19 protein-coding genes are annotated in these 20,727 nt (G+C 40.9%); 11 read left to right on the forward strand and 8 right to left on the reverse strand.

What is annotated here, in order from left to right; translation table 11 throughout:
- Positions 1-210, forward strand: a 210-nt coding sequence (locus B5D06_RS04975; RefSeq protein ID WP_200804984.1) for a transposase, incomplete at its 5' end; no start/stop codon positions are given.
- Positions 211-643: 433 nt separating this feature from the next.
- On the opposite strand, the gene B5D06_RS04980 is transcribed toward B5D06_RS04975, so the two are convergent.
- The 6 genes from B5D06_RS04980 to B5D06_RS05005 all read right to left on the reverse strand — a co-directional run bounded on the left by B5D06_RS04980 (position 644) and on the right by B5D06_RS05005 (position 8,674).
- On the reverse strand, positions 644-1,804 hold the full coding sequence (locus B5D06_RS04980; RefSeq protein WP_078736981.1) for an OmpA family protein: 1,161 nt from the start codon (positions 1,802-1,804) through the stop codon (positions 644-646).
- A gap of 35 nt (positions 1,805-1,839) precedes the next feature.
- Positions 1,840-3,039: an OmpA family protein gene (locus B5D06_RS04985; RefSeq protein WP_317041736.1), complete on the reverse strand. Its 1,200-nt coding sequence runs from the start codon at positions 3,037-3,039 to the stop codon at positions 1,840-1,842.
- Between the two features lie 266 nt (positions 3,040-3,305).
- Positions 3,306-3,767, reverse strand: a complete 462-nt coding sequence (gene coaD, locus B5D06_RS04990) for a pantetheine-phosphate adenylyltransferase (protein ID WP_078736915.1) — start codon at positions 3,765-3,767, stop codon at positions 3,306-3,308.
- 5 nt (positions 3,768-3,772) lie between these two features.
- Positions 3,773-5,698: a DNA topoisomerase IV subunit B gene (locus tag B5D06_RS04995; RefSeq protein WP_078736916.1), complete on the reverse strand. Its 1,926-nt coding sequence runs from the start codon at positions 5,696-5,698 to the stop codon at positions 3,773-3,775.
- A gap of 8 nt (positions 5,699-5,706) precedes the next feature.
- Positions 5,707-6,834, reverse strand: coding sequence for a GNAT family N-acetyltransferase (locus B5D06_RS05000; protein WP_078736917.1), 1,128 nt, complete (start codon positions 6,832-6,834; stop codon positions 5,707-5,709).
- Between the two features lie 19 nt (positions 6,835-6,853).
- Entirely contained in the window at positions 6,854-8,674 is a 1,821-nt protein-coding gene (locus B5D06_RS05005; protein ID WP_078736918.1) for a Na/Pi cotransporter family protein, read from the reverse strand.
- 69 nt (positions 8,675-8,743) lie between these two features.
- Between B5D06_RS05005 and B5D06_RS05010 the strand changes: the two genes are divergently transcribed.
- The 8 genes from B5D06_RS05010 to B5D06_RS05050 all read left to right on the forward strand — a co-directional run bounded on the left by B5D06_RS05010 (position 8,744) and on the right by B5D06_RS05050 (position 15,627).
- Positions 8,744-10,408 carry a nucleoside kinase gene (locus B5D06_RS05010; RefSeq protein WP_078736919.1) on the forward strand — a complete coding sequence of 555 codons (1,665 nt, stop codon included), beginning with the start codon at positions 8,744-8,746 and terminating at the stop codon, positions 10,406-10,408.
- On the forward strand, positions 10,408-10,746 hold the full coding sequence (locus B5D06_RS05015; protein ID WP_078736920.1) for a translation initiation factor: 339 nt from the start codon (positions 10,408-10,410) through the stop codon (positions 10,744-10,746). The genes B5D06_RS05010 and B5D06_RS05015 overlap by 1 nt, the downstream gene beginning before the upstream one ends.
- Before the next feature lie 363 nt (positions 10,747-11,109).
- Positions 11,110-11,682, forward strand: coding sequence for a 30S ribosomal protein S16 (locus B5D06_RS05025; protein ID WP_078736922.1), 573 nt, complete (start codon positions 11,110-11,112; stop codon positions 11,680-11,682).
- A gap of 259 nt (positions 11,683-11,941) precedes the next feature.
- A complete protein-coding gene (locus B5D06_RS05030) occupies positions 11,942-13,186 on the forward strand; it encodes a M16 family metallopeptidase (RefSeq protein ID WP_078736923.1) in 1,245 nt (414 codons plus the stop codon).
- 232 nt (positions 13,187-13,418) lie between these two features.
- Complete coding sequence (locus B5D06_RS05035; RefSeq protein WP_078736924.1) at positions 13,419-13,964, forward strand: hypothetical protein; 546 nt, start codon at positions 13,419-13,421, stop codon at positions 13,962-13,964.
- A 12-nt stretch (positions 13,965-13,976) separates the two neighbouring features.
- On the forward strand, positions 13,977-14,489 hold the full coding sequence (locus tag B5D06_RS05040; RefSeq protein ID WP_078736925.1) for an RNA polymerase sigma factor: 513 nt from the start codon (positions 13,977-13,979) through the stop codon (positions 14,487-14,489).
- Positions 14,490-14,513: 24 nt separating this feature from the next.
- Positions 14,514-15,056, forward strand: a complete 543-nt coding sequence (locus B5D06_RS05045) for a hypothetical protein (RefSeq protein WP_078736926.1) — start codon at positions 14,514-14,516, stop codon at positions 15,054-15,056.
- A gap of 22 nt (positions 15,057-15,078) precedes the next feature.
- On the forward strand, positions 15,079-15,627 hold the full coding sequence (locus B5D06_RS05050; RefSeq protein WP_078736927.1) for a DUF4252 domain-containing protein: 549 nt from the start codon (positions 15,079-15,081) through the stop codon (positions 15,625-15,627).
- A gap of 238 nt (positions 15,628-15,865) precedes the next feature.
- On the opposite strand, the gene B5D06_RS05055 is transcribed toward B5D06_RS05050, so the two are convergent.
- Positions 15,866-16,624 carry a Bax inhibitor-1/YccA family protein gene (locus B5D06_RS05055; protein WP_078736928.1) on the reverse strand — a complete coding sequence of 253 codons (759 nt, stop codon included), beginning with the start codon at positions 16,622-16,624 and terminating at the stop codon, positions 15,866-15,868.
- Positions 16,625-16,729: 105 nt separating this feature from the next.
- Entirely contained in the window at positions 16,730-18,580 is a 1,851-nt protein-coding gene (gene glmS / locus B5D06_RS05060) for a glutamine--fructose-6-phosphate transaminase (isomerizing) (RefSeq protein ID WP_078736983.1), read from the reverse strand.
- A 699-nt stretch (positions 18,581-19,279) separates the two neighbouring features.
- On the opposite strand from glmS, the gene B5D06_RS05065 reads away from it, so the two are divergent.
- The gene (locus B5D06_RS05065) at positions 19,280-19,981 is read left to right on the forward strand and encodes a hemerythrin domain-containing protein (RefSeq protein ID WP_078736929.1); all 702 of its coding nucleotides are present in this window, start codon (positions 19,280-19,282) and stop codon (positions 19,979-19,981) included.
- A 63-nt stretch (positions 19,982-20,044) separates the two neighbouring features.
- On the forward strand, positions 20,045-20,644 hold the full coding sequence (locus tag B5D06_RS05070; protein ID WP_078736930.1) for a response regulator transcription factor: 600 nt from the start codon (positions 20,045-20,047) through the stop codon (positions 20,642-20,644).
- The last annotated feature ends 83 nt before the right edge of the window (positions 20,645-20,727 follow it).

Consider the following 20,727-nt stretch of genomic DNA (forward strand, 5'->3'; position numbering starts at 1 on the left):
CTGAGATTTCCTGAGGAGGTTCGTCGTATGATTTACTCGACGAACTGGGTGGAGCGTCTTAATCGTAGCTATAAGCGTACGTTACGTATGCGCGGGGCTTTACCCTCGGCTGATGCCGTCCTATTCCTCTTAGGATCTGTTGCCCGAGAGATGACTGAAAGGACTTATGCTAGGAGGTTGCCCTACTTCCAAGAGTGGAGGATTAAATAAATGGATAATAACAAGAAAACCACAAAGTTTTTACCACAGGGGCATGCCCCTGTGGTAAAAAAGGAACAACTACTCTTACACACTTTTTCGGACACTACCAAACTTTCTTTTAGAGGGTTTGGCGGTTGTATTTTATAGCTCCATGTTTTCTTGTAAAATATCCTCTCTACTTAGTTCTATATCTTCTTCATAGTCTCGTATTAGTCGGAATGTTTGTAAGTTGCTATACCTTCTAAAACGAGCTTTAAAAGCTCTAATCAAATCTCCTTTCTAAATTTCTTCTTTTATTACAAAAAGGTAGTCTCCATAAATCTCTTCAGTTGACAACAAGAATTTTATTACTTTCCTCTAAAGTTAAGTTCTATATAAAAAATGCCGTACCGTAGAAAACCTACGATACGGCATCCCTAAGATTTAGTTAAATGAGAATCTCTTATTCCGCAGCAGTCATCACTACAATACGATTCCATTCGTTAACTTCATATGGTTGCTCTGTAGACCCCTTGTAATCAACAACAATCATGTCCTCAGAAATTCCATACTTGTCAACAAGTACCTTAGCAACAGCCTTAGCTCTCTTTTCAGATAGAGACATGTTAAAACCACTTGTACCCGTCTTTTCATCTGCATAACCAACAAGATAAATCTTGCTATTGTTATTCTTCGCATATTCAGCAGTATTGTAGATGTTGATATATTGATTCTGATCAATCTTCGCACTACCGATACGGAAGTAAACCACATTACGGAGAACTGTCTTTGTTACAGTCTCTGTAGTAGGTTCTGGACATTCAGGACAAGAAACAGGACGCTTGCTCAACTCCGCATTTTCTGCACGAAGGTTGTTAATTTGCCCATTGAGATCATTGACCAATCCCCAATCCATAGGAACGATCTCTGTCCACTCAGGCTTACCAAGATTAAATCCTAAACCAGCCGTAGCAAAAGCCATCAAATCAGCCCCATTAGCTGCCAATTGAGAACCAGCAAGATTAATCTTAGAAGCTAACATCTGTGCTTCAATGTTAAGATCTACGCGACGACCGAGTCGAAACTTGAAAATCAAACCTGCATTTGCAGAGAAAGAAGGATCATGTTTAGTAAAACGGTTGTCTACAACGCCCTTAGAATCTGTAGTATGATACTTATAAGCACCTCCAACCCCAACAAAAGGAATCATATGAAAAACTCGTTTAGGGTTGTACTTTGCAAAATAGTTTACTACGTCAAACATAAATTCGTATTGGAGTGTTCCAAACAAATTGTGATAAGCGACAGGAGCTGCAGGGTTTTCAAACCCTTTCATGTTCCAGGCTGTAAGCTGAACACGTGTTGCAAACCAAGGCTCATGCCACTTTCCAACAGCAAGTGTTGGAATAGGATAAATGCGGTCTACTAACTCAGCAGCATTATTTGCTTCCCCAAATGGGAGCATTCCCACACCTCCTTGTATATCAATGAACCAATGATCTGATCCTTTGTCGCGATTAAAAATAGTCTTATGAGCAGACTTCTGAGAAGTCTCCTGAGCTTTTGCCCCAAAAGAGAGAACGCAAGTTCCCACGAGAGCAAGCATTAATACTTTTGCCTTCATATTGATATTTATCATTTTCAATGTTAGTACTACAATTACTTAGAACGAACGATGACAACACGATTCCAAGCACGAGGATTAAATTGCTCTGTTTCTCCCTGCCACTCAACAGAAATCATATCAGAAGACACCCCGAACTTATTAACCAGAGCCTCAGCAACTGCTTTTGCACGACGTTCTGACAAATGCATATTGTAATTAATATCACCTGTTGTATCTGCGAAGCCTATTACAACAATAGCTTTGTTGCCATCTTTAACAAAGTCAGCGATATCCTGCAAAACAATGTGTTGATCTTTGTCAATAGTTGCGCTATTAAACTTGAAAACAATCGCCTTATCACCTAAAACGTTTTCAGTAACTACTTCCGTCTCTGCAGTAACTTCAGGACATTCTGGGCAAGAAACTGGACGTTTTCTCAACTCTGTATTCTCAGAACGCAAACGGTTAATTTGTCCGTTTAGGTCATTAATAAGATCCATATCCATAGGAGTTACGGACTCCCAAGCAACACGACCGAGATTAAAGTTGAGACCTGCAGTAACGACACCTGTCAATCCGTTGTAGATATTTGAATAGGGCATAATGGGGGCTTTATAATCTATCTCTTGCTTTACAATATTCAAGTTAGAATATATAGCCTGCCCTTCCAGAACCAAATCCAAACGTTTTGCCAAGCGAAAACTCATCATCAAACCAGCATTCGCAGTTGCTGAGTGACGGAAGGGTTCATTAAACTGAATCATATCAGCTAAATCAGCAAAATCGTTATAGTATTTGAAACCATATCCCACACCGAACCAAGGAATCAAATGGAATACTCGTTTAGGATTATACTTTGCATAGAAGTTTACTACATCAAACATAAAATCAAAGTGAGCTCCAGCCATGGCGGTATTTAGGGCCTTAACCTCCCCAGAAACCTCCTTGTAGTAAGTAGGGGTTGGCCCCCCAAAAACTTGCAAACGGGTTGCAAAATAGGGATTGTGCCACTTTCCTAAAGAAAGAGTTGGCATCACACGGAGACGATTTACGATGTCTTGAGACTCGTTTTCTTCCAAAAACTGTGCATTTACACCACCCTGTAGAGTCAAGAACCAGTGACCCGCGGAACGGTCAAAAGCCGTCTTGCGAGCTGGCAAAATTTGAGTCTCAGGTGTCGTAGATTGTTGAGCACTCGCGGAGAGTGCTGTAGCTCCCATTATAGAGAGCAATAAGTACTTTACCTTCATCATTTTACTATTCATTGTTAGCGTTTACTATAATTTTCTATTTCAATCCACACTACAATCACTACGCAAAGATAACATATTCTTTAGAATAAGCAACTAAATATAAAAAAACAACAAGAAAAGGGAAAAAAACATCACAAAAAACATCTTTTTTCAAGAGAGAAAGATTGCACAAAGCCAAAAAGCACCTACAAAAAGCACCCTAAATCAAAGGAATACAAGAAAAACAGAAGCAAAAAGTTCTCCGCCAAAACAGACACACAATAAGACTAAAGGAGAAGGAAGCCTTCTGGAAGCATTGAAGAAACATCTTTTCCATAGGACAAGAGTTCTCTTACAGCATTACTACTAATATGAGAAAGAGACTGATCTGTTAAAAGAAAAACGGTATCCACTCCTGTCAAATGACTGTTCAAATCTGCCAAATTCTTCTCGTACTCATAATCGAGGAAGGAACGAATTCCCCTCAATAGTGCAATAGACTTCGTTTCTTTTATTAAGTCCACGGTCAATCCTGTATACGCAATTACTTCCACTCTATCATCATACTGGTAATAACATCTAATCTGCTCCAGCCGCTTTTCAAGCGAAAAGTATGTACTCTTATTAGGGTTAACACCTATAGCGATAACCACACGATCAAAAAGTAATAACCCTCGACGAACGATATCGGCATGTCCCTTTGTAAAAGGGTCAAATGTTCCAGCAAAAAGAGCTTTTTTTTTCGTCATATCATTTATTCTTCGCCTACAAGCAGATTTCCTATAATAAAGTCCTGTCGCTCTGGTGTATTTTTACCCATATAAAAATCAAGCAGATGCTTATAAGTATCTTCTCGGCGCAAGGTCACTTGTTTAAGCTTAATATTTTCTTCAGAGATGAGTCCTTTAAACTCATCTGCAGATATCTCTCCCAATCCCTTAAAGCGAGTAAGCTCTGCTTTTTTCCCAAGTATAGACAAAGCTTCATCCCTTTCCTCTTCGGTATAACAATAGTAAGTATACTCCTCTAAAGACACTCCTCTCTTTTTTCTACGCAGATGCACCTCAGCTGGTGGAAGAGTAACTCTATAAAGAGGCGTCTCCAAGACAAAAACATGCCCTTTACGCACCAAATCTGGGAAAAACTGAAGAAAAAAAGTGAGCATTAAAAGACGGATGTGCATACCATCGTCATCGGCATCAGTAGCTATAATAATGCGGTTATAACGTAATCCATCCATGCCATCCTCAATATTCAAAGCAGCTTGCAGGAGATTGAATTCTTCATTTTCATAGACAATCTTTTTTGTCAAACCAAAGCAATTCAGCGGCTTTCCTCTTAAGCTAAACACAGCTTGATACTTTGGATCTCGACTTGTTGTTATAGAACCACTAGCGGAATTCCCCTCTGTTATGAATATTGACGTTCGCTCTGGATCTTTTGCTTTCGAATCATTAAAATGGACACTACAATCTCGGAGTTTTTTGTTATGAAGATTAGCCTTTTTAGCCCTTTCTCTAGCCAGCTTAGCTACTCCACTGATAGCCTTTCGCTCACGCTCACTATCTTGTATTTTTTTCAAAAGCACCTCAGAGATAGCACTATGTATGTGAAGAAAATCATCCAGTCTATCTTTCAAAAAATCTCCTATATAACGCTGTATACTGACTCCCTTTAAAGGCTCATTTTTATACTGAGGTTCATCTGGAACCATATCTTTTGACCCCAGTTTGGTCTTAGTTTGACTTTCAAAAGTTGGCTCAACAACTTTTAGGCTGATAGCAGCAGCCATTCCAGAACGAATATCTGAGTAGTCAAAATTCTTTGAAAAAAACTCCTTTATCACACGGGCTACAGCCTCTCTAAAAGCACTCAAATGAGTTCCTCCTTGTGTGGTATTCTGCCCATTTACAAAACTATAAAATTCTTCTCCATACTGATTAACATGGGTTATCGCTACCTCTATATCCTCACCTTCAAGGTGAATGATAGGATATAAAGGGTCTCCCGTTAAATCTTCCGAAAGAAGATCTTTTAGGCCATTTTTGCTCTGATACTTCCTTCCATTGTAGATAATGGTAAGACCTGCATTAAGAAAAGTGTAGTTACGCACCATAGAAATGACGATTTCATTCCTATAAGCATAATTCTTGAACAATTTCGGGTCTGGAATAAAGGAAACAAGTGTTCCAGAGGGCTTTTCCGATGGGAAAGAAGGCTCTTCCTCTTGTATTTGTGCTGAGGAATAGGATATTTTTTTTGTAAATCCATCCCTAAAAGACTGCACAACAAATTTTTGAGAAAGAGCATTTACTGCTTTTAGCCCAACTCCATTTAAACCCACCGACTTTTTAAAGGCTTGAGAATCTATTTTAGCTCCCGTGTTCATACGAGAGACAGCATCGTTCAACTTTCCCAATGGTATACCTCGCCCATAATCTCGAACGGTAACTTCCCCATCAGCAATAGTTATCTCTATAGTCTTTCCCTGCCCCATAACAAACTCGTCAACAGAATTATCTATAACCTCTTTCAGAAGCACATAAATTCCGTCATCAGGAAGACTTCCATCTCCCAACTTGCCAATATACATTCCAGGGCGACGACGAATATGCTCATCCCAAGAAAGGGTTGTAAAGTCAGCCTCGTTATATTCTATTTTAGGGGCATCAAAGCTCATGGGATAGACTACAATTGTTTTATATAAGCTCTACGCGTTTTATGATGTATTCTTTCAAAATAATTCCACTGCATCTGAACAGCCATATTAGTTTCCAATTCAGGATTACTCTCGGCATACACAACACCATTACTCTTGAATATAGGAATCAAGTCATTAAAAAGAAGAGCGTTAATACCTTTGTTCATATACTCTGGCAAAACTCCTACCAAGTACAAATCAACGACCTTGACTCTCCCCTTTAAGGCCTTTAGGAGGTGCATAAAACCAAAAGGAAATAGCTTTCCATCTGCTCTCCTCAAAGCACTACTCAAATTGGGTAAGGCTATAGCAAAGCCAATAACCTTATTATCCTCTTTCCGCTCAATAACAGTAACAAAATCTAAGCGAAGAAGAGGAATATACATTTTTGCATAAAAATCAATCTGAGCGGGACTAAGTTCAGAAAAACCATATAAGTTGGCATAGGCCTTATTTAAGGTTTCAAAAATCGGACCTATATAGGAAGGTAGTTCTTTTCTTGATTTGAACTTAACAACTCTCAAACCATACTTTTCTCGCACTATATCAGCTATACGAAGATGTTTTTCTGGAATAGAGTCAGGCATCTGGATTTTAAACTCTTTCCAATCTTGATCTTTTATAAATCCTAAACGTTCTAACTGCTTGGGATAATAGGCATAGTTATAATTCGTGGCCAAAGTCCCCAATTGATCAAAACCTTCGACAAGCATACCTTGCCTATCTAAATCGGTGAATCCCATAGGTCCATGAAGCATATCCATATTACGACTACGTGCCCAAGCCTCCACAGCCGAAAAAAGAGCCTCTACAACCTCGTTGTCATTTATGAAATCTACAAAACCAAAACGAGCATTATTTTGATTCCATGTTTCATTCGCTTTATGATTTATGATTCCAGCTATACGGCCAACTATTTGTTTTTCCCTGTAGGCCAAGAAATATACGGCTTCACAAGATTCAAAAGCGGGGTTTTTATCCTTGTCCAATGTATTTAATTCGTCCTCTATCAACAAAGGAATCTGATATGGATTTTTCTTGTACAAATCATTCCCAAACTGAACGAACTTCTTGAGTTCAGCCCGATTTTGTACTATTCGTATTTCTACAGACATATATGGGAGAGTTTTTTATTCACACTTTTTTTTCGGCGACAGCTTGTACCACATTGAGAGCATAATCTCCAAAATGCTCATACTCATCAATAACGTCAAGATAGTATACAGACTCTTGATATGGATACACATGATTATCCAAATCTTGCATGTTTTTGGCTTTCAAGAGATCCCTCTTATGATCTATCTCATTCTCTATATTGTACGCTTTGTGTACAGCATCAATCGAAGGACTCGACATTTCAAGCACCTCTACCATGTATTGGGCAGATCGCAATACTATTTCGTGAAGATGCAGTAAGTTTTCCTCTAACTGAGGGCTAAATACACAACCATTCAAGCTCTGTTTCTTCAGTGTTCTTGCTATGTTAAAACTGGTATCTCCTAAGCTTTCAATCTCAGTTGCCACACGCATCATGATACGAACTTCTTCCTTGGTTTCACTACTTAAATCGCCATCCGATAGTTTATTCAGATAATTGACAATTTCAACCTCTATTCGATCACATATATTCTCAAACTTTTCTATACGATTAAAGACCTGTTCAAACTCCTCCTTATCTTTGGTTACAATAAGAGTTTTATCCATCTCCAACATATCTAAAGCTCTGCGACCATAAGAGGCAATCTCTTTATGAACCTGTAATAGAGAAAGCTCACTTGTAGAGAGCATACGAGAAGAAATAAAACGCAGGTGAGTTTCAGGTGTTTCCTCTGTCTGAGACCTACGAGGACGTATCACTCGCTCGCAAATGTATACGTAGACATTAACAAACCACACCATCACCAAAACATTCGCCACGTTAAAAATCGTATGAAATAACGCAAGACCTACAGATATTGAACCTGCCATACTCAAGAGTTGCTTCTGTACAGCTTGTAGACCAGCATTAGTTAAAGGTGCGTCTGATGTTATAAGAGCTAAATCGGCAGGAGAATAGGTGTTGGACAGTTCTCCTATGTAGGAAAATAGAGAGCGAGGATCTGTGCCACCCTTTGCCACAACATCTGCAACAAAATTGGTGAAAGGGAAGAAAACACAAAGAATCCAAATTACCCCCAAGACATTAAACAAGAAGTGAGAAAACGCTGTACGTTTAGCCACAACATTGGCGTTCAGTGCGGCCAAATTAGCCGTAATAGTAGTACCAATGTTCTCACCGAGAATCATCGCCGTAGCCATTTCAAAAGGAATCCACCCCTTCGAACACATAATCAGGGTTATAGCGACCGTAGCACTGGAAGACTGTACTACCACAGTCATTATAGCTCCAATAAAAAGGAATATCAACACAGAAACAAAGCCCATATTGGTATATTTCTGTAAGAAAGCCAAAGCCTCGGGATTACCCTGTAAATCGGGCATGGAACTCTTTAAAAACTGCAATCCCAAAAAAAGTAAAGAGAAACCAATTACAAACTCTCCCCAAGAGTTCCATTTGGTCCGTTTAGAAAAGATTAGAGGTATTGCTGCAGCGAATAGGGGAACGGCAAAAGCACTAATATCAACCTTAAATCCCAACAAAGAGATAATCCAAGCAGTAACCGTTGTTCCAATATTGGCACCCATAATGACACTTATAGACTGAGCCAAGTTCAACAACCCTGCGTTCACAAAGCTAACAGTCATTAAGGTTGTAGCAGAGGAGGACTGTACTAAAGCCGTAACAAATATCCCCGTAAAAACTCCTAAAAAACGGTTGGAGGTCATTGCAGATAGGACTCCTCGCATCCTGTCCCCAGCTACTTTTTGCAGCCCCTCACTCATTATCTTCATTCCATAAAGAAAAAGTCCGAGAGATCCAATCAGCCTAATCAAATCCAAAATACCGTACTCCATCCGTTTTGCTTATCTTTTATTCTTTCCCTATTTTTGGAGACAAATATAGTTGAAAATGCTCAAAAAGCTATGAATACAATATTAGTTACCTATACAAACCTCGGAAAGGAAGAACTCGTTCCTCAAGGAATTTCCCTTCTAGAATTAGCCCAACAAAATGAAAAAGAACTTGGATTTAAGCCAATTAACTGCAGAGTGAATAATAACACTCTCAGCCTTACAGATAGACTTTACGAACCAGCAACACTCCATTTTGTAGACATAACTGACGGAAGTGGCATGCGTACTTATGTACGTACACTAAGCTTTATTGTAAGTAAAGCAATAGCGGATATTCTTCCTGGAAGCAAGTTTTTTGTAGAGCATTCTCTTGCTAACGGCTACTACTGCTCAATAAAAAGAGCAACCCCCATAACCGATGAGGAATTAAAGAAGCTACGTAGCCGTATTGACGAGATAATAAAAGCTGATCTTCCATTCGTTCCCCGTACTGTTCCTTCCGACAAAGCTATCGAACTATTCAGGTCCATAGGAGAAAAAGACAAAGCCGATCTAATAGAAACAGCACGTCTACCCTACACGACTTACTTAGAGTTGGATGGGTATCCCGATACTTACTATGGTTCCTTGGCTCCTTCTACAGGATACGTATACCTGTATGGTTTGGAAAGACACATGGATGGTTTTCTCCTGCGCATCCCCAATGCTAACAACCTATCGAAACTGGCTCCCGTAAGTACACAACCCAAGATGCGAGAAGTGATAAGGGAGCAAGAACAACTTTTGGCCATGTTGGATATTGAGCATATTGGAAGTTTGAACAAAGCTATCAGACGGAACGAAATAGCAGATATAATCCACGTATCAGAAGCAATGCAAGAAAAGGGGATTGCCAAAATAGCCCAAGAGATTGCCAATCGATACTCCAGCGGGGTACGCGTTATAATGATATCGGGGCCCTCATCTTCGGGAAAAACTACTTTTACGAAACGTCTCTGCACACAGCTACGCACCTGCTATCTTAAACCTCACATGCTCTCTATGGACGACTATTTTGTAGATAGGGAGAAAACACCCCTAGACGAGAACGGGGAGTATGACTTTGAATCCTTGTATGCCTTAGACCTTGAACTTTTCAACAGAGATCTTCTCTCTCTCTTAAAGGAGAAAAAAGTTGAAATCCCCTCCTTTGACTTCAAAACGGGGCAACGTGTCTTTTCTGGCAACCACCTGATACTAAAAGATGGAGATATTCTCCTCATAGAGGGGATCCACGCTCTAAACCCTGATTTACTACCCTCTTTCCCTCAAGAGGCACTATTCCGTGTCTACGTAAGTGCTCTAACCACCATCGGCCTTGATGCGCACAACCGAGTTCCCACTACGGACAACAGACTACTTCGCCGCATGGTACGCGACTACCGCTACAGAGGTTACTCTGCGATAGAGACCCTCAAACGCTGGAACTCCGTACGTAAGGGAGAGGACAAATGGGTATTCCCGTTCCAAGAAAATGCCGATGCCATGTTCAATAGTGCTATGGTGTACGAGCTCGCAGCTCTGAGAAGTTTTGCCGAGCCTCTGCTCTTAGAAGTTCCCCCCATGGTGCCAGAGTACAGTGAGGCACAACGCCTACTGCGCTTCCTTCGTATGATAAACCACATTCAGATAAACAAACTACCTGGCACCTCTCTACTAAGAGAGTTTTTGGGTGGTAGTAGCTTCAGATACTGATGAGCAAAAAGAAGCAATTCAACGACTTTGGGGGATTGGTGTACAGCACCGATCCCCATTTTACACCTATTCCAGAAGAGGTAGAGGTAGAAACCCTTGCCCCAGAGCAACAAGTACTACGCATCCGCTACGAACGAGCGGGACGGGAAGGCAAGGAGGCAACCGTTATTTCAGGATTTGTTGGTACAGAAGAAGACCTTAAAGAATTGTCTACTCGACTTAAACAATCTCTCGGATGTGGCGGAAGTGCCAAAGAGGGACTTATCATTCTGCAAGGAGACAAACGCAATACCCTCCTACCATTACTCCAAAAGTGGGGGTACAAAAACAGCAAATAAGCCGCCTATCCCAACAACATTTTTCACTCAATTAACTATTTTCTCATACAGTGAAGAAATTCTTAAAAATCGCAGGTATTCTTCTTGCGGTCCTTCTCTGGGGATATGTACTTCTTTGGACCTATGTTTAACTTATCCTCCAGAAAGAAGCAGAAGTCACTCCGAGCTATCTCGCAGATCATATCTTCAACAAGGAAGAATGTATAAAAGACTTTGACGAGGTACACAAAAGGTAGTCGATGTTTTTCCTTTTTTTGAGTTATAGGTATAATGGGATCCAAGAAAAAATATATACCTTTGTAACCAATGTGTGTAGAGGCACGCAGAAACAAGAAAAGAGTTTTATTAATTCAAACGTAACAAATGGCAACTAAGATTAGATTGCAGCGTCACGGTCACAAAGGCTATGCCTTCTACAAGATCGTTATCGCAGACAGCAGGGCTCCACGAGATGGACGATTTATTGAAAGGATAGGTTCTTATAATCCGAACACAAATCCTGCTTCAGTAGATTTGAATTTCGAAAGAGCTCTTTACTGGTTGAGCGTAGGTGCTATACCTACAGACACGGTTCGTAGCCTTCTCTCTCGCGAAGGAGTACTCCTCAAAAAGCACCTCAACGAAGGTGTCAAGAAGGGTGCTTTCGATCAAGCAACTGCAGATCGTCGTTTTGAAGAGTGGCGTAAGAGCAAAATGGACAAACTCAACGAAGTAGTTGCATCTCGCGATGCGAAGAAACGTGAAGAGGCTAAGACCCGTCTTGCTGCAGAACAAGAAATCAACAAGGCAAAGGCAACAGAATTAGCTGAAAAGCGTGCTGCCGAAGCCAAGGCTAAAGCTGAAGAAGAAGCAGCTTTGAATGCAGAAGAAGCTACAGAAGCTCCTGCAGAAGAGGCTCCCGAAGCAGCAGAGGCAGAAGCTCCACAAGCAGAGTAATACTCTACACGGTGTAGCACACAAAGCGTTTCGCTCCAGAGAGGTACGAAATAGCTAACTGCTCAAAAGCCAATAATAAAGGTCGCCACCTTTTCTTTTTCGGAAGAAGTGGCGATTTTTCTTTTGAATAAAACATTGCTTTCTCTTTAGAAAGGATTCAAAAACACCCCCTATAAGGACTTAAAGAGAACATCACATCGCTCTTTTCCAAAGGAATAAAAAAGTTTTTCCAACATAGATTCTACTCCCCCTCACTTCTATGCAAGAGCATTACGAACTATATCAACACTCCTCGGGGCTAACCATAGCCTACTATCCCGACAACAGTGCCATCACATACGCTGGCTACATAGTACGTGTTGGAGCGCAAAATGATCCCCAACGCTACTTCGGGATGGCACATCTGGTCGAACACATGATGTTCAAAGGTACTCGCCTCCGCACCTCGAAGCATATTATCCAAAGAGCCGAAGAGGTAGGGGCAGACATCAATGCCTATACCACCAAAGAGGAAACTTTTGTCTATGCTGCGTTCAAGGAGCAATACTTACGTCGCATGCTCCACCTGCTCACAGATGTAGTACTCCACAGTCGCATCCCTGAGGAGGAGCTTGAGCGAGAAAAATCGGTAATCATCGAGGAGATAAACAGCTATAAAGATTCTCCAGCCGAGCAGATATTCGACGAGTTCGAAGACCTCCTTTTTAGAGGTTCTTCATTGGGGCACAACATATTGGGTACCATCCCATCGGTAGAACGCATTAACTCACAAGCTGCACGCAAGTTTATACAACAACATTATCGCCCCGAAAACATGGTGCTTTGCCTCCGAGGAAAAATAGACATAGACTACGTATTAGCTTTTTGCGATACCTATTTCTCGTCTCACATCATGGAGAGTCAATTACCTCTGCGCCCAATCTCTCTTTTACACACTGTGGGAGACAAACCCAAAACGTTCTATCTTTCGCATCGATTTAGCACACATCAAACGCACTGTATTATAGGAGGGTATGCCTACTCCATGCACCAAAAGGAGCGACTGGTGACTACTCTTCTAAACAATATATTAGGGGGCCCAGGAATGAACTCCCGACTCAATATGAGCCTGCGCGAAGAGAGAGGCTACGTCTATTCGGTCGATAGCAACTATACCCCCTACTCCAACGCAGGTGTATTTACCATCTACTTTGGCTGTGCTCATAAGGATAGAGAGGCTGCCAAAACCCTTGTTTTTCAAGAGTTGGAGCGTCTCTGTACAGAGCCTATATCCGACAAGGAATTGGCAGCAGCTAAACGTCAAATAATGGGACAACTTGCTATTGCTTCTGATATTCGAGAGACTGCTTTCCTCTCTATGGGCAAAAGTCTTCTCTTCTACCGCAAGTATGACAGCCTCTCCACCATAGAAGAGCGCGTAAACACCATAACTGCGCCTATGATACAAGAGATTGCCTGTAAACTCTTTGTACCAGATCAACTCCTTACACTCCTATATTATTAAAAAAGTACATCTACGGGACATTACATGATTCGTAGCATTGTGTAGTCTAACAATGTCACAATAAGGGCTTCACCAAAAGTCAAAAATAATTCTCAAAGGAAATCCCCTAAAAAGTTTTATATCCTTTGCAACAAAACAATAGGTCGGTCGTCTAATTTGTTGTAGAGCAAGTTGTAGAGGTGCATAGTAGTTGCGCCCACTTGTTCCCGATAGTTTTTTACTACGATCGCAGATGATTCGATTTTTAATCTTCACCTTAATAGGAGCTCTAAGCTGTTTACAGCTCCGTGCACAAACCGAGAAAGAGGACTCTCTTTCTAAGATATTCAACGATTGCACACAAATAAAAGGCATAGAAATAGTCTCTTCGGAAGCAGAAAATTTTGCTAACCTTTCGCAAACAGATTTCCTGCAACAGAAAAACTCTATCCTAAACGGTATTTCTCTCACAGGAGAGCATGAAGATTTCGATAAATCTATCGGAATGTCAGGCAGTTTCTCCCTAATTTCAATCGACTCTTTAGAAACATTCTCCCTATCCGATCAAGCACTTCTTAAAAAACTTTTTACTACTTCCTCCTTTCCGAAAAGCGAACTGATAACGTTCGTAAAAGAGGGGGAGGAGACCGTCCGAGTTTTTTCCCAAGAAGGGGAAAAAGAAGAGGATAGAGCCTTTTATATAATATCAGTAACAGGAAATAATTACTGTGCAATACAACTCAAGGGGCTTTTTGCCATTAAAAGCCATGTGCAGATAACTCCCGACTCAAAGAAGTAATACCCCCTCTCAATGGATGCTACCACATTTAACAGCACATACCTGCCTCTACGAAAGGTGATCCTTTCCGTGTGCGTAGCATTACTCTCCGATCGGGAAATGGCTGCCGATACCACACAAGATATATACCTAAAGCTTTGGGAACAGAGAGCTTCGTTGGACGAGATAGTATCGCCCCAAGCCTATGTAGTACGCTTAGCCCGCAATCGCTGTTTAGACAAACTCAAGAGTGCCTCCGAAAGGCTTCGAGATACTGGGGAGGTAGCACAATGGACACTACAAAACAGCATAGACAACTCTGCCAATCCTCATGAAGAATTGGTAGGAAAAAGCACAGAAAAAAGATTAGAAGAGTGGGTAAACTCTCTCAAGGAACCCCAAAAAAGTATCTTTCGTCTGAGACACTACGAGATGCTCTCCAATGGAGAAACGGCAGAGCAATTGGGACTTCAGGAGTCTACCGTACGCAGTGCGCTCTCTCGCCTAAGAAAAGAGGCACGTCATTTATTTGAAAAGGAAAATTAGTAAACAGAATATCAATTGACTACAATGATCTCAAGAGAACAACTACCTCAGTTTTTGGATAAGTTTTACTCTGGGAATACCACACCCGAGGAGGAGCTTATGCTATATCTCTGTTTATTAGACGAACCATCAGAGAGTATCTATCAAGCCGATCTGAAAGCTATCGAGATGCTTTTTGCAGGAGCGAAACAACTGCACGCAGAAAACCTACCTGCTAAAAGAAAAAAGACATGGGGATCGCTATCGAAAGCTCAACGTTACGCTCTTGCTGCAGCCTTTCCATTACTCCTCACACTCGGGATAGTACGGTTAATGCGTACCTCAGAAGAACCCTCTTTCAGAGACAATACCTATATCGCTCAAGAGGAGGTGGATATACACGCCGAACGCGTTTTCTCGCTACTGAATGACTGCTTTGAGTGTGGAAATGACAACTATGTAAAAGCTCAGTCTGCCATCAATCAAGCATCAGAAGCTATAGAGGCTTCCTACCAACAATTAGAACCTTTCATGGAACGAAATCCCTATGGTTGGGAGACATTAGAACTCTACCCTTCTACGAATTAAATTGACACAAAATAAGATTATTATGAATAGTCCGCGCTTAACTATAGCCTCCCTACTGGCTACTTTACTAACCCTATTTGCCTCCAATCAATTATTGGCACAGGACAACAAGGATATAGACTTTGACCGTCTAATGCAGACCGACGGTATCACAGTTGTTTATCTATCTCCCTCGATGCTTTCACAATCGACCCTCCGCTTCGGAAGTAAAGAGGGGGGAGCTCCCTCTCTACAAGGCTTGATTCAATCGGTCAGCTCGATCTACATTTTCACAGCATCTGACGCTCAAAATATATCCTTGATACGCTCTATGTTTGCGCCCATACTGAAACCTACCCAAAAGCAGTATGAACAACTTTTCTTCGTCAAAGAGGGACAACGCACCATGCGCTTTGTTGCTAAAATGAAGGGAAACGAAGCCCACGACCTATATCTTTTGGTCGATGAACCCGAGGAGTACGTAGCGATATCTTTTATAGGACACTTTACACGCAAACAGATAGAATCGGCAATGCAAGCCTCAGAAAACCCCAATCGCGGACAGGGGAAAAAGGCAAAGCGTGCCAACTAAACAAAAAAAACATGAGCTACACTCTTCTCAAAAGTTCTTGACGAAAGAGAGAACTACTCCAGAGAGGATGGCTCTGATACAGATATTATAAACGTTTCTTTTTCATTCATCATTTTTTAGTTAGTTTCTTTTTCCAAAAAGGGAGTTGCCAAAAGACAACTCCCTTTTTATGTTTTCATAGAAAGCTATTCGAAGAAAAAGAACCACCTTCTATCAAACGGCAGAAAAACTGCTCGCATTAGTTTCTTCTTCCCAAGAAGCGAAGAAGATATAAGAAGAGATTTATAAAATCTAAATAAAGCTGTAAAGCTCCCATAAGAGCGACTTTTCTCAATGTCTCTCCATCCCAAACACCATCATGCTCCCTTAGCATATTCTTAATCTTATTGGTATCTACAGCGGTAAGTACTGTAAAAATAAGTACCCCTATAATGGATATAACCCACTCAAAGGTGCTTGATTTAACGAAGATATTTACCACCGAGGCAATGATTAAGCCCAGTACTCCCATTATGAGATAACGACTCCAAGAGGAAAGATCTTTCTTGGTGAAAGTACCCACAAGAGCCATTGCCACAAAAGTACCAGCAGCAATAAAGAAAGTATTGATAATAGAAGAGGCTGTGTAAACGGCAAATATAAAACTCAAGGTAAGCCCATTAAGAATCGAATAAGCCGTCATACAGAGACTCGCTGTCGCAAACGAGATTTTGTGCAAACGAGCCGAGAGAAAAAACACCAACCCTAATTCGGCAATAATTAGTCCCCAAAAGAGCAATGGCGTTGCAGCTAAAGAATAGAACAGAGGAGTAAAAGCCACCAAGTAACTTGTTAAACCCGTTACCCCCAGGGCAGCAGCCATCCATACGAATACATTGCGGAACAGTTTATTCACATTCTCGGTAGAAACCACATAGTCAGGACTTGCTGTTTCTACCCCATAAGCCTCTCCATAAGGAGGTGGAGTTTGATTGTTTTGATTCCAATAATTGTTCATAAATACTATGTTCTTTTGTTTTGATTTTATACTATAGAAAAACTGCAACGGAACACTTTACATAAGTCCCCCGAGCCGCCTTCTGTTTATCCTTTCTGCTTCTTACTACTCTACCGTTACAGACTTAGCCAAGTTACGAGGCTGATCTACATCTTTCCCTTTATTAACAGCAATGTAATAAGAGAGTAGCTGCAAAGGAACTACGGAAATAAGGGGATCTAGCTCGGGCAAAGTCTTGGGAACCTCTATCGTATAGTCGGTTATCTTACGGATTTCTTCATCTCCCTCGGAAACAATTGCCAATACACGCCCTTTACGAGATTTTATCTCTTGTATATTACTTACCACTTTGTCGTAAATCTCATCTTTGGTGGCTATAACTACCACAGGCATTTCCTCATCTATCAAAGCGATAGGTCCATGCTTCATCTCTGCAGCAGGATAGCCCTCGGCATGTATGTAGGATATCTCTTTTAGTTTTAGAGCTCCCTCCAAAGCTACGGGGTAGTTCAAACCTCGACCCAAATAGATAAAGTTCTTGGCGTAGGTAAATATCAGAGATATTTCTCTAATGCGTGTACTCTGCTCAAAAACCTTCTTTATTTTCTCTGGTATTACAGTGAGTTCCTGAACCAGAGATTTATATTTTTCTTCCGATATAGTTCCTTTTTCTTTTGCCAAGCAGAGAGCAAGCATCACCAAGACGGTGAGCTGACCCGTAAAGGCTTTTGTCGAAGCAACACCAATCTCGGGACCAACGTGTATATAGGTACCCGTATCCGTAGCTCTTGCGATAGAAGAACCTATTGCATTACATACACCGTAGATATAAGCTCCATGCTCTTTTGCCAACTTAATCGCCGCCAAAGTATCGGCCGTTTCTCCCGATTGAGAGATGGCTATCACCAAATCATCTTGCTGAATCACGGGATTTCTGTAACGAAACTCCGAAGAGTACTCTACCTCTACGGGAATACGCGCAAGCCCCTCTATAAGTTGCTTCCCGATAAGCCCTGCATGCCAAGAAGTACCGCAACCCAATATGATAACTCTTTTAGCTTGCATTAGCTTTTCTTTATGATCGAGTATCGAGGAAAGGAGCACCTCTTGCAGTTCGCTATTGACACGACCTTTCATACAATCTTCAAGGCATCGAGGCTGATCAAATATCTCCTTTAGCATGAAATGATCGTAACCATCTTTTTCAATCATCCCGATGTCAAAGCTAACCTCCTGAGGGTTGTGTTGTACGACTTGTCTATCTATTGTTTCTATACGGGGAGCTCTTCCAGGAATCAGCTCCACCACTTCCTCCTCTTCAATGAAGATAACATTGCGTGTATAGGCAACTATCGGCGACGCATCTGAGGCAATAAAGAACTCCTGATTGCCCTCTCCCACTCCTATTACGAGAGGACTACTCTTACGGGCTGCAATGAGACGCTCGGGCACTGTCTTATCTATCACGGCTATGGCATAGGCTCCGATAACATTTTGCAGAGCCTTTTGAATAGACTCAAAGAGAGGTAACTGATAAGTCTTCTTTGTGTACTCTATCAACTGTACCAAAACCTCCGTGTCAGTGTCGCTGATAAATTTATACCCCTTATCAATGAGGTCGCTTTTTATCTCTCTGTAATTCTCAATAATACCATTGTGAACAATGGCCAGCTCCTCGGTGGCAGAATAATGAGGATGGGCATTTCTCTCACAAGGTTCCCCATGGGTAGCCCATCGCGTGTGTGCTATGCCTAAAGCCCCCGTTAAATCGGAAGATGAGGTACGCTCTTCTAAGTTAGAGACCTTACCTTTCTCCTTGTATACATTCAAAGCCCCCTTATTGCTAAGTAAAGCTATTCCAGCACTGTCATAGCCTCTATATTCCAAACGTTTCAAGCCCCCGATAAGTATGGGGTAGGCCTCTTTATGGCCGATATATCCTACGATTCCGCACATATGGTTTACTGTATCAACATGTTTTAGGGAGGTATTCCTTGGTAGAAAATACTCTATCTCATGTAAAGGTATTCCTTTTATCCGATATAAAAAAATACTTTCTATCCATGAAATAGAGTGTAATAAAGTTCCCCCTCGTTCCATCATCGTATTTTTAATTTTATTCACTCAAGATTTGTTACAGTTACCCTCCAGATAAACACAGCATAAAAGGTCAATATATAACGCCTAAAAGAGAAAATCCTTTATACCATAAAATCAAAAGGTTACGAGCAATTCTTTATTTTCAATCTGCATATATGTATATTCAACTTAAGAATAAATATATTCAATCTGAATATATATATATTCAATCTACAAATAAAGAAATGCTTAGGAAGAAATAATTTTTTGTCAAACACCTTTTCCTTTTTTCAATAGGTAAGATAGAAGATTGTATAAGACGTTTTTACGCCGTTTGAAGTTTTGACACCGTAACAGAGAGGCTTTCCAAAGGCATAGCCCACTCTAACGTTAATTCTGCCAACGCACATAAAAAGGAAACCATACAGCCTCCAAAGAAATTCTATCATAAACCCAAGCTAAAAAACAACCAGAAAGAAATCTCTAAAAGTATCTCATTAGTTATAGGTATGGTCGCTTATTGTTAGTGTGATAAGGCTTATGTACCTTTGCGGGAAGTAATTAAACTATAATTCTATGAACAAAAATAAAATTCATCGATATACAGCAGATACACTCATGAGTGACCTCATCTGCGGTCATTATGATCTACTACTCGTAATCACCCGATTTGGTATTCCGTTGGGCTTTGGAGAGCAATCAATTCGTGAAGTATGTAACCAACACAACGTTCACACTCCCACGCTTTTGGCCGTAATCAATGCTGTAGCTTTTCATGCATCGACCCCCGAAGTCTCAGAGTTAGAAGAGCTTTCAGCTCCTACTCTTATCGACTATCTCAAACGCTCGCACCATTACTTTTTGGACTACCGACTTCCGCTCATACGAGAGCAACTGCGTAAAGCTATCGAGGGAGGCCCTCGGGATATAGTACTTTTAATTAACCGTTTCTTTGACGAATACGTTGACGAAGTGCACAAACACATGGGGTATGAAGATAAAACTGTTTTCCCCTACGTAACGAATCTGGTAGATAAGAGCAAAGATGCCAATAACTACAAGATAGATATATTCAGCAAGAGACACGATAAGATTGAGGCTAAGATTAGCGAACTCAAGAACATTCTCATAAAGTACTACCCTGGAGGCAATGGATATGAGTTGACAGCCGTATTGCATGAAATTTTCTCTACAGAGGAAGATTTGGCAACCCATAACTTCATTGAAGACAACCTATTTGTCCCCCTCATTAGAAAGATGGAAAAAAAAGAAGCCTAAGCACTTAACTCCCATGTTTTGCTGGGTAGATAAATAAAAAGATTTTGACGAATAAAAGAATCCATGCTACAGAGTGTATACAAACTGCTAATCATAGAGCCCAATCCTTTTATTAGGCTCGGAGTCGAGGCAATACTAAAGCGGAATAATAGGTTTCGTGTACAACTAACAAATACGATGGATATGGAGAGTTTAATGACCTCTATCAATTTTTTCTCTCCAGACATTATCCTTGCTAATCCCATAGCTTTTGGGTTTCATGCAGAGGTACAATGGAAGTCTGCACACAGAAGCAAGCTTATAGCCCTATGTGTAAACAATATGTACTCAGGTTATCTGACGGGATACGATGCTACACTAAATCTTGAGGAGCAGCCAGAGGCATTCATACAACAAATACTTTCGACAATAGCCTTACCAGAGGAAGAGGATTTGGACGACGAAAACGAACGCTTACTTTCTCCCAGAGAAAAAGATGTCGTAGCCTTTGTTGCCAAGGGACTTACAAACAAAGAAATTGCCTCCAAGCTCTCTATTTCTATTCACACCGTAATTACCCACCGACGCAACATTGCCAAGAAGCTAAAAATCCACAGTCCAAGTGGGCTTACCATTTATGCCATCGTCAATAAACTGGTAAATATCGACGAAATACAAGCATAGAATTTCGGCTAAAAGCAACGCTTAAAATTTCATACATTTAAGACAAGACTCTTTTACGACTTCGTAAAAGGGTCTTTTTGTAC

It is taken from the genome of Porphyromonas circumdentaria (assembly GCF_900167105.1).
Classification (GTDB): Bacteria; Bacteroidota; Bacteroidia; order Bacteroidales; family Porphyromonadaceae; genus Porphyromonas; species Porphyromonas circumdentaria.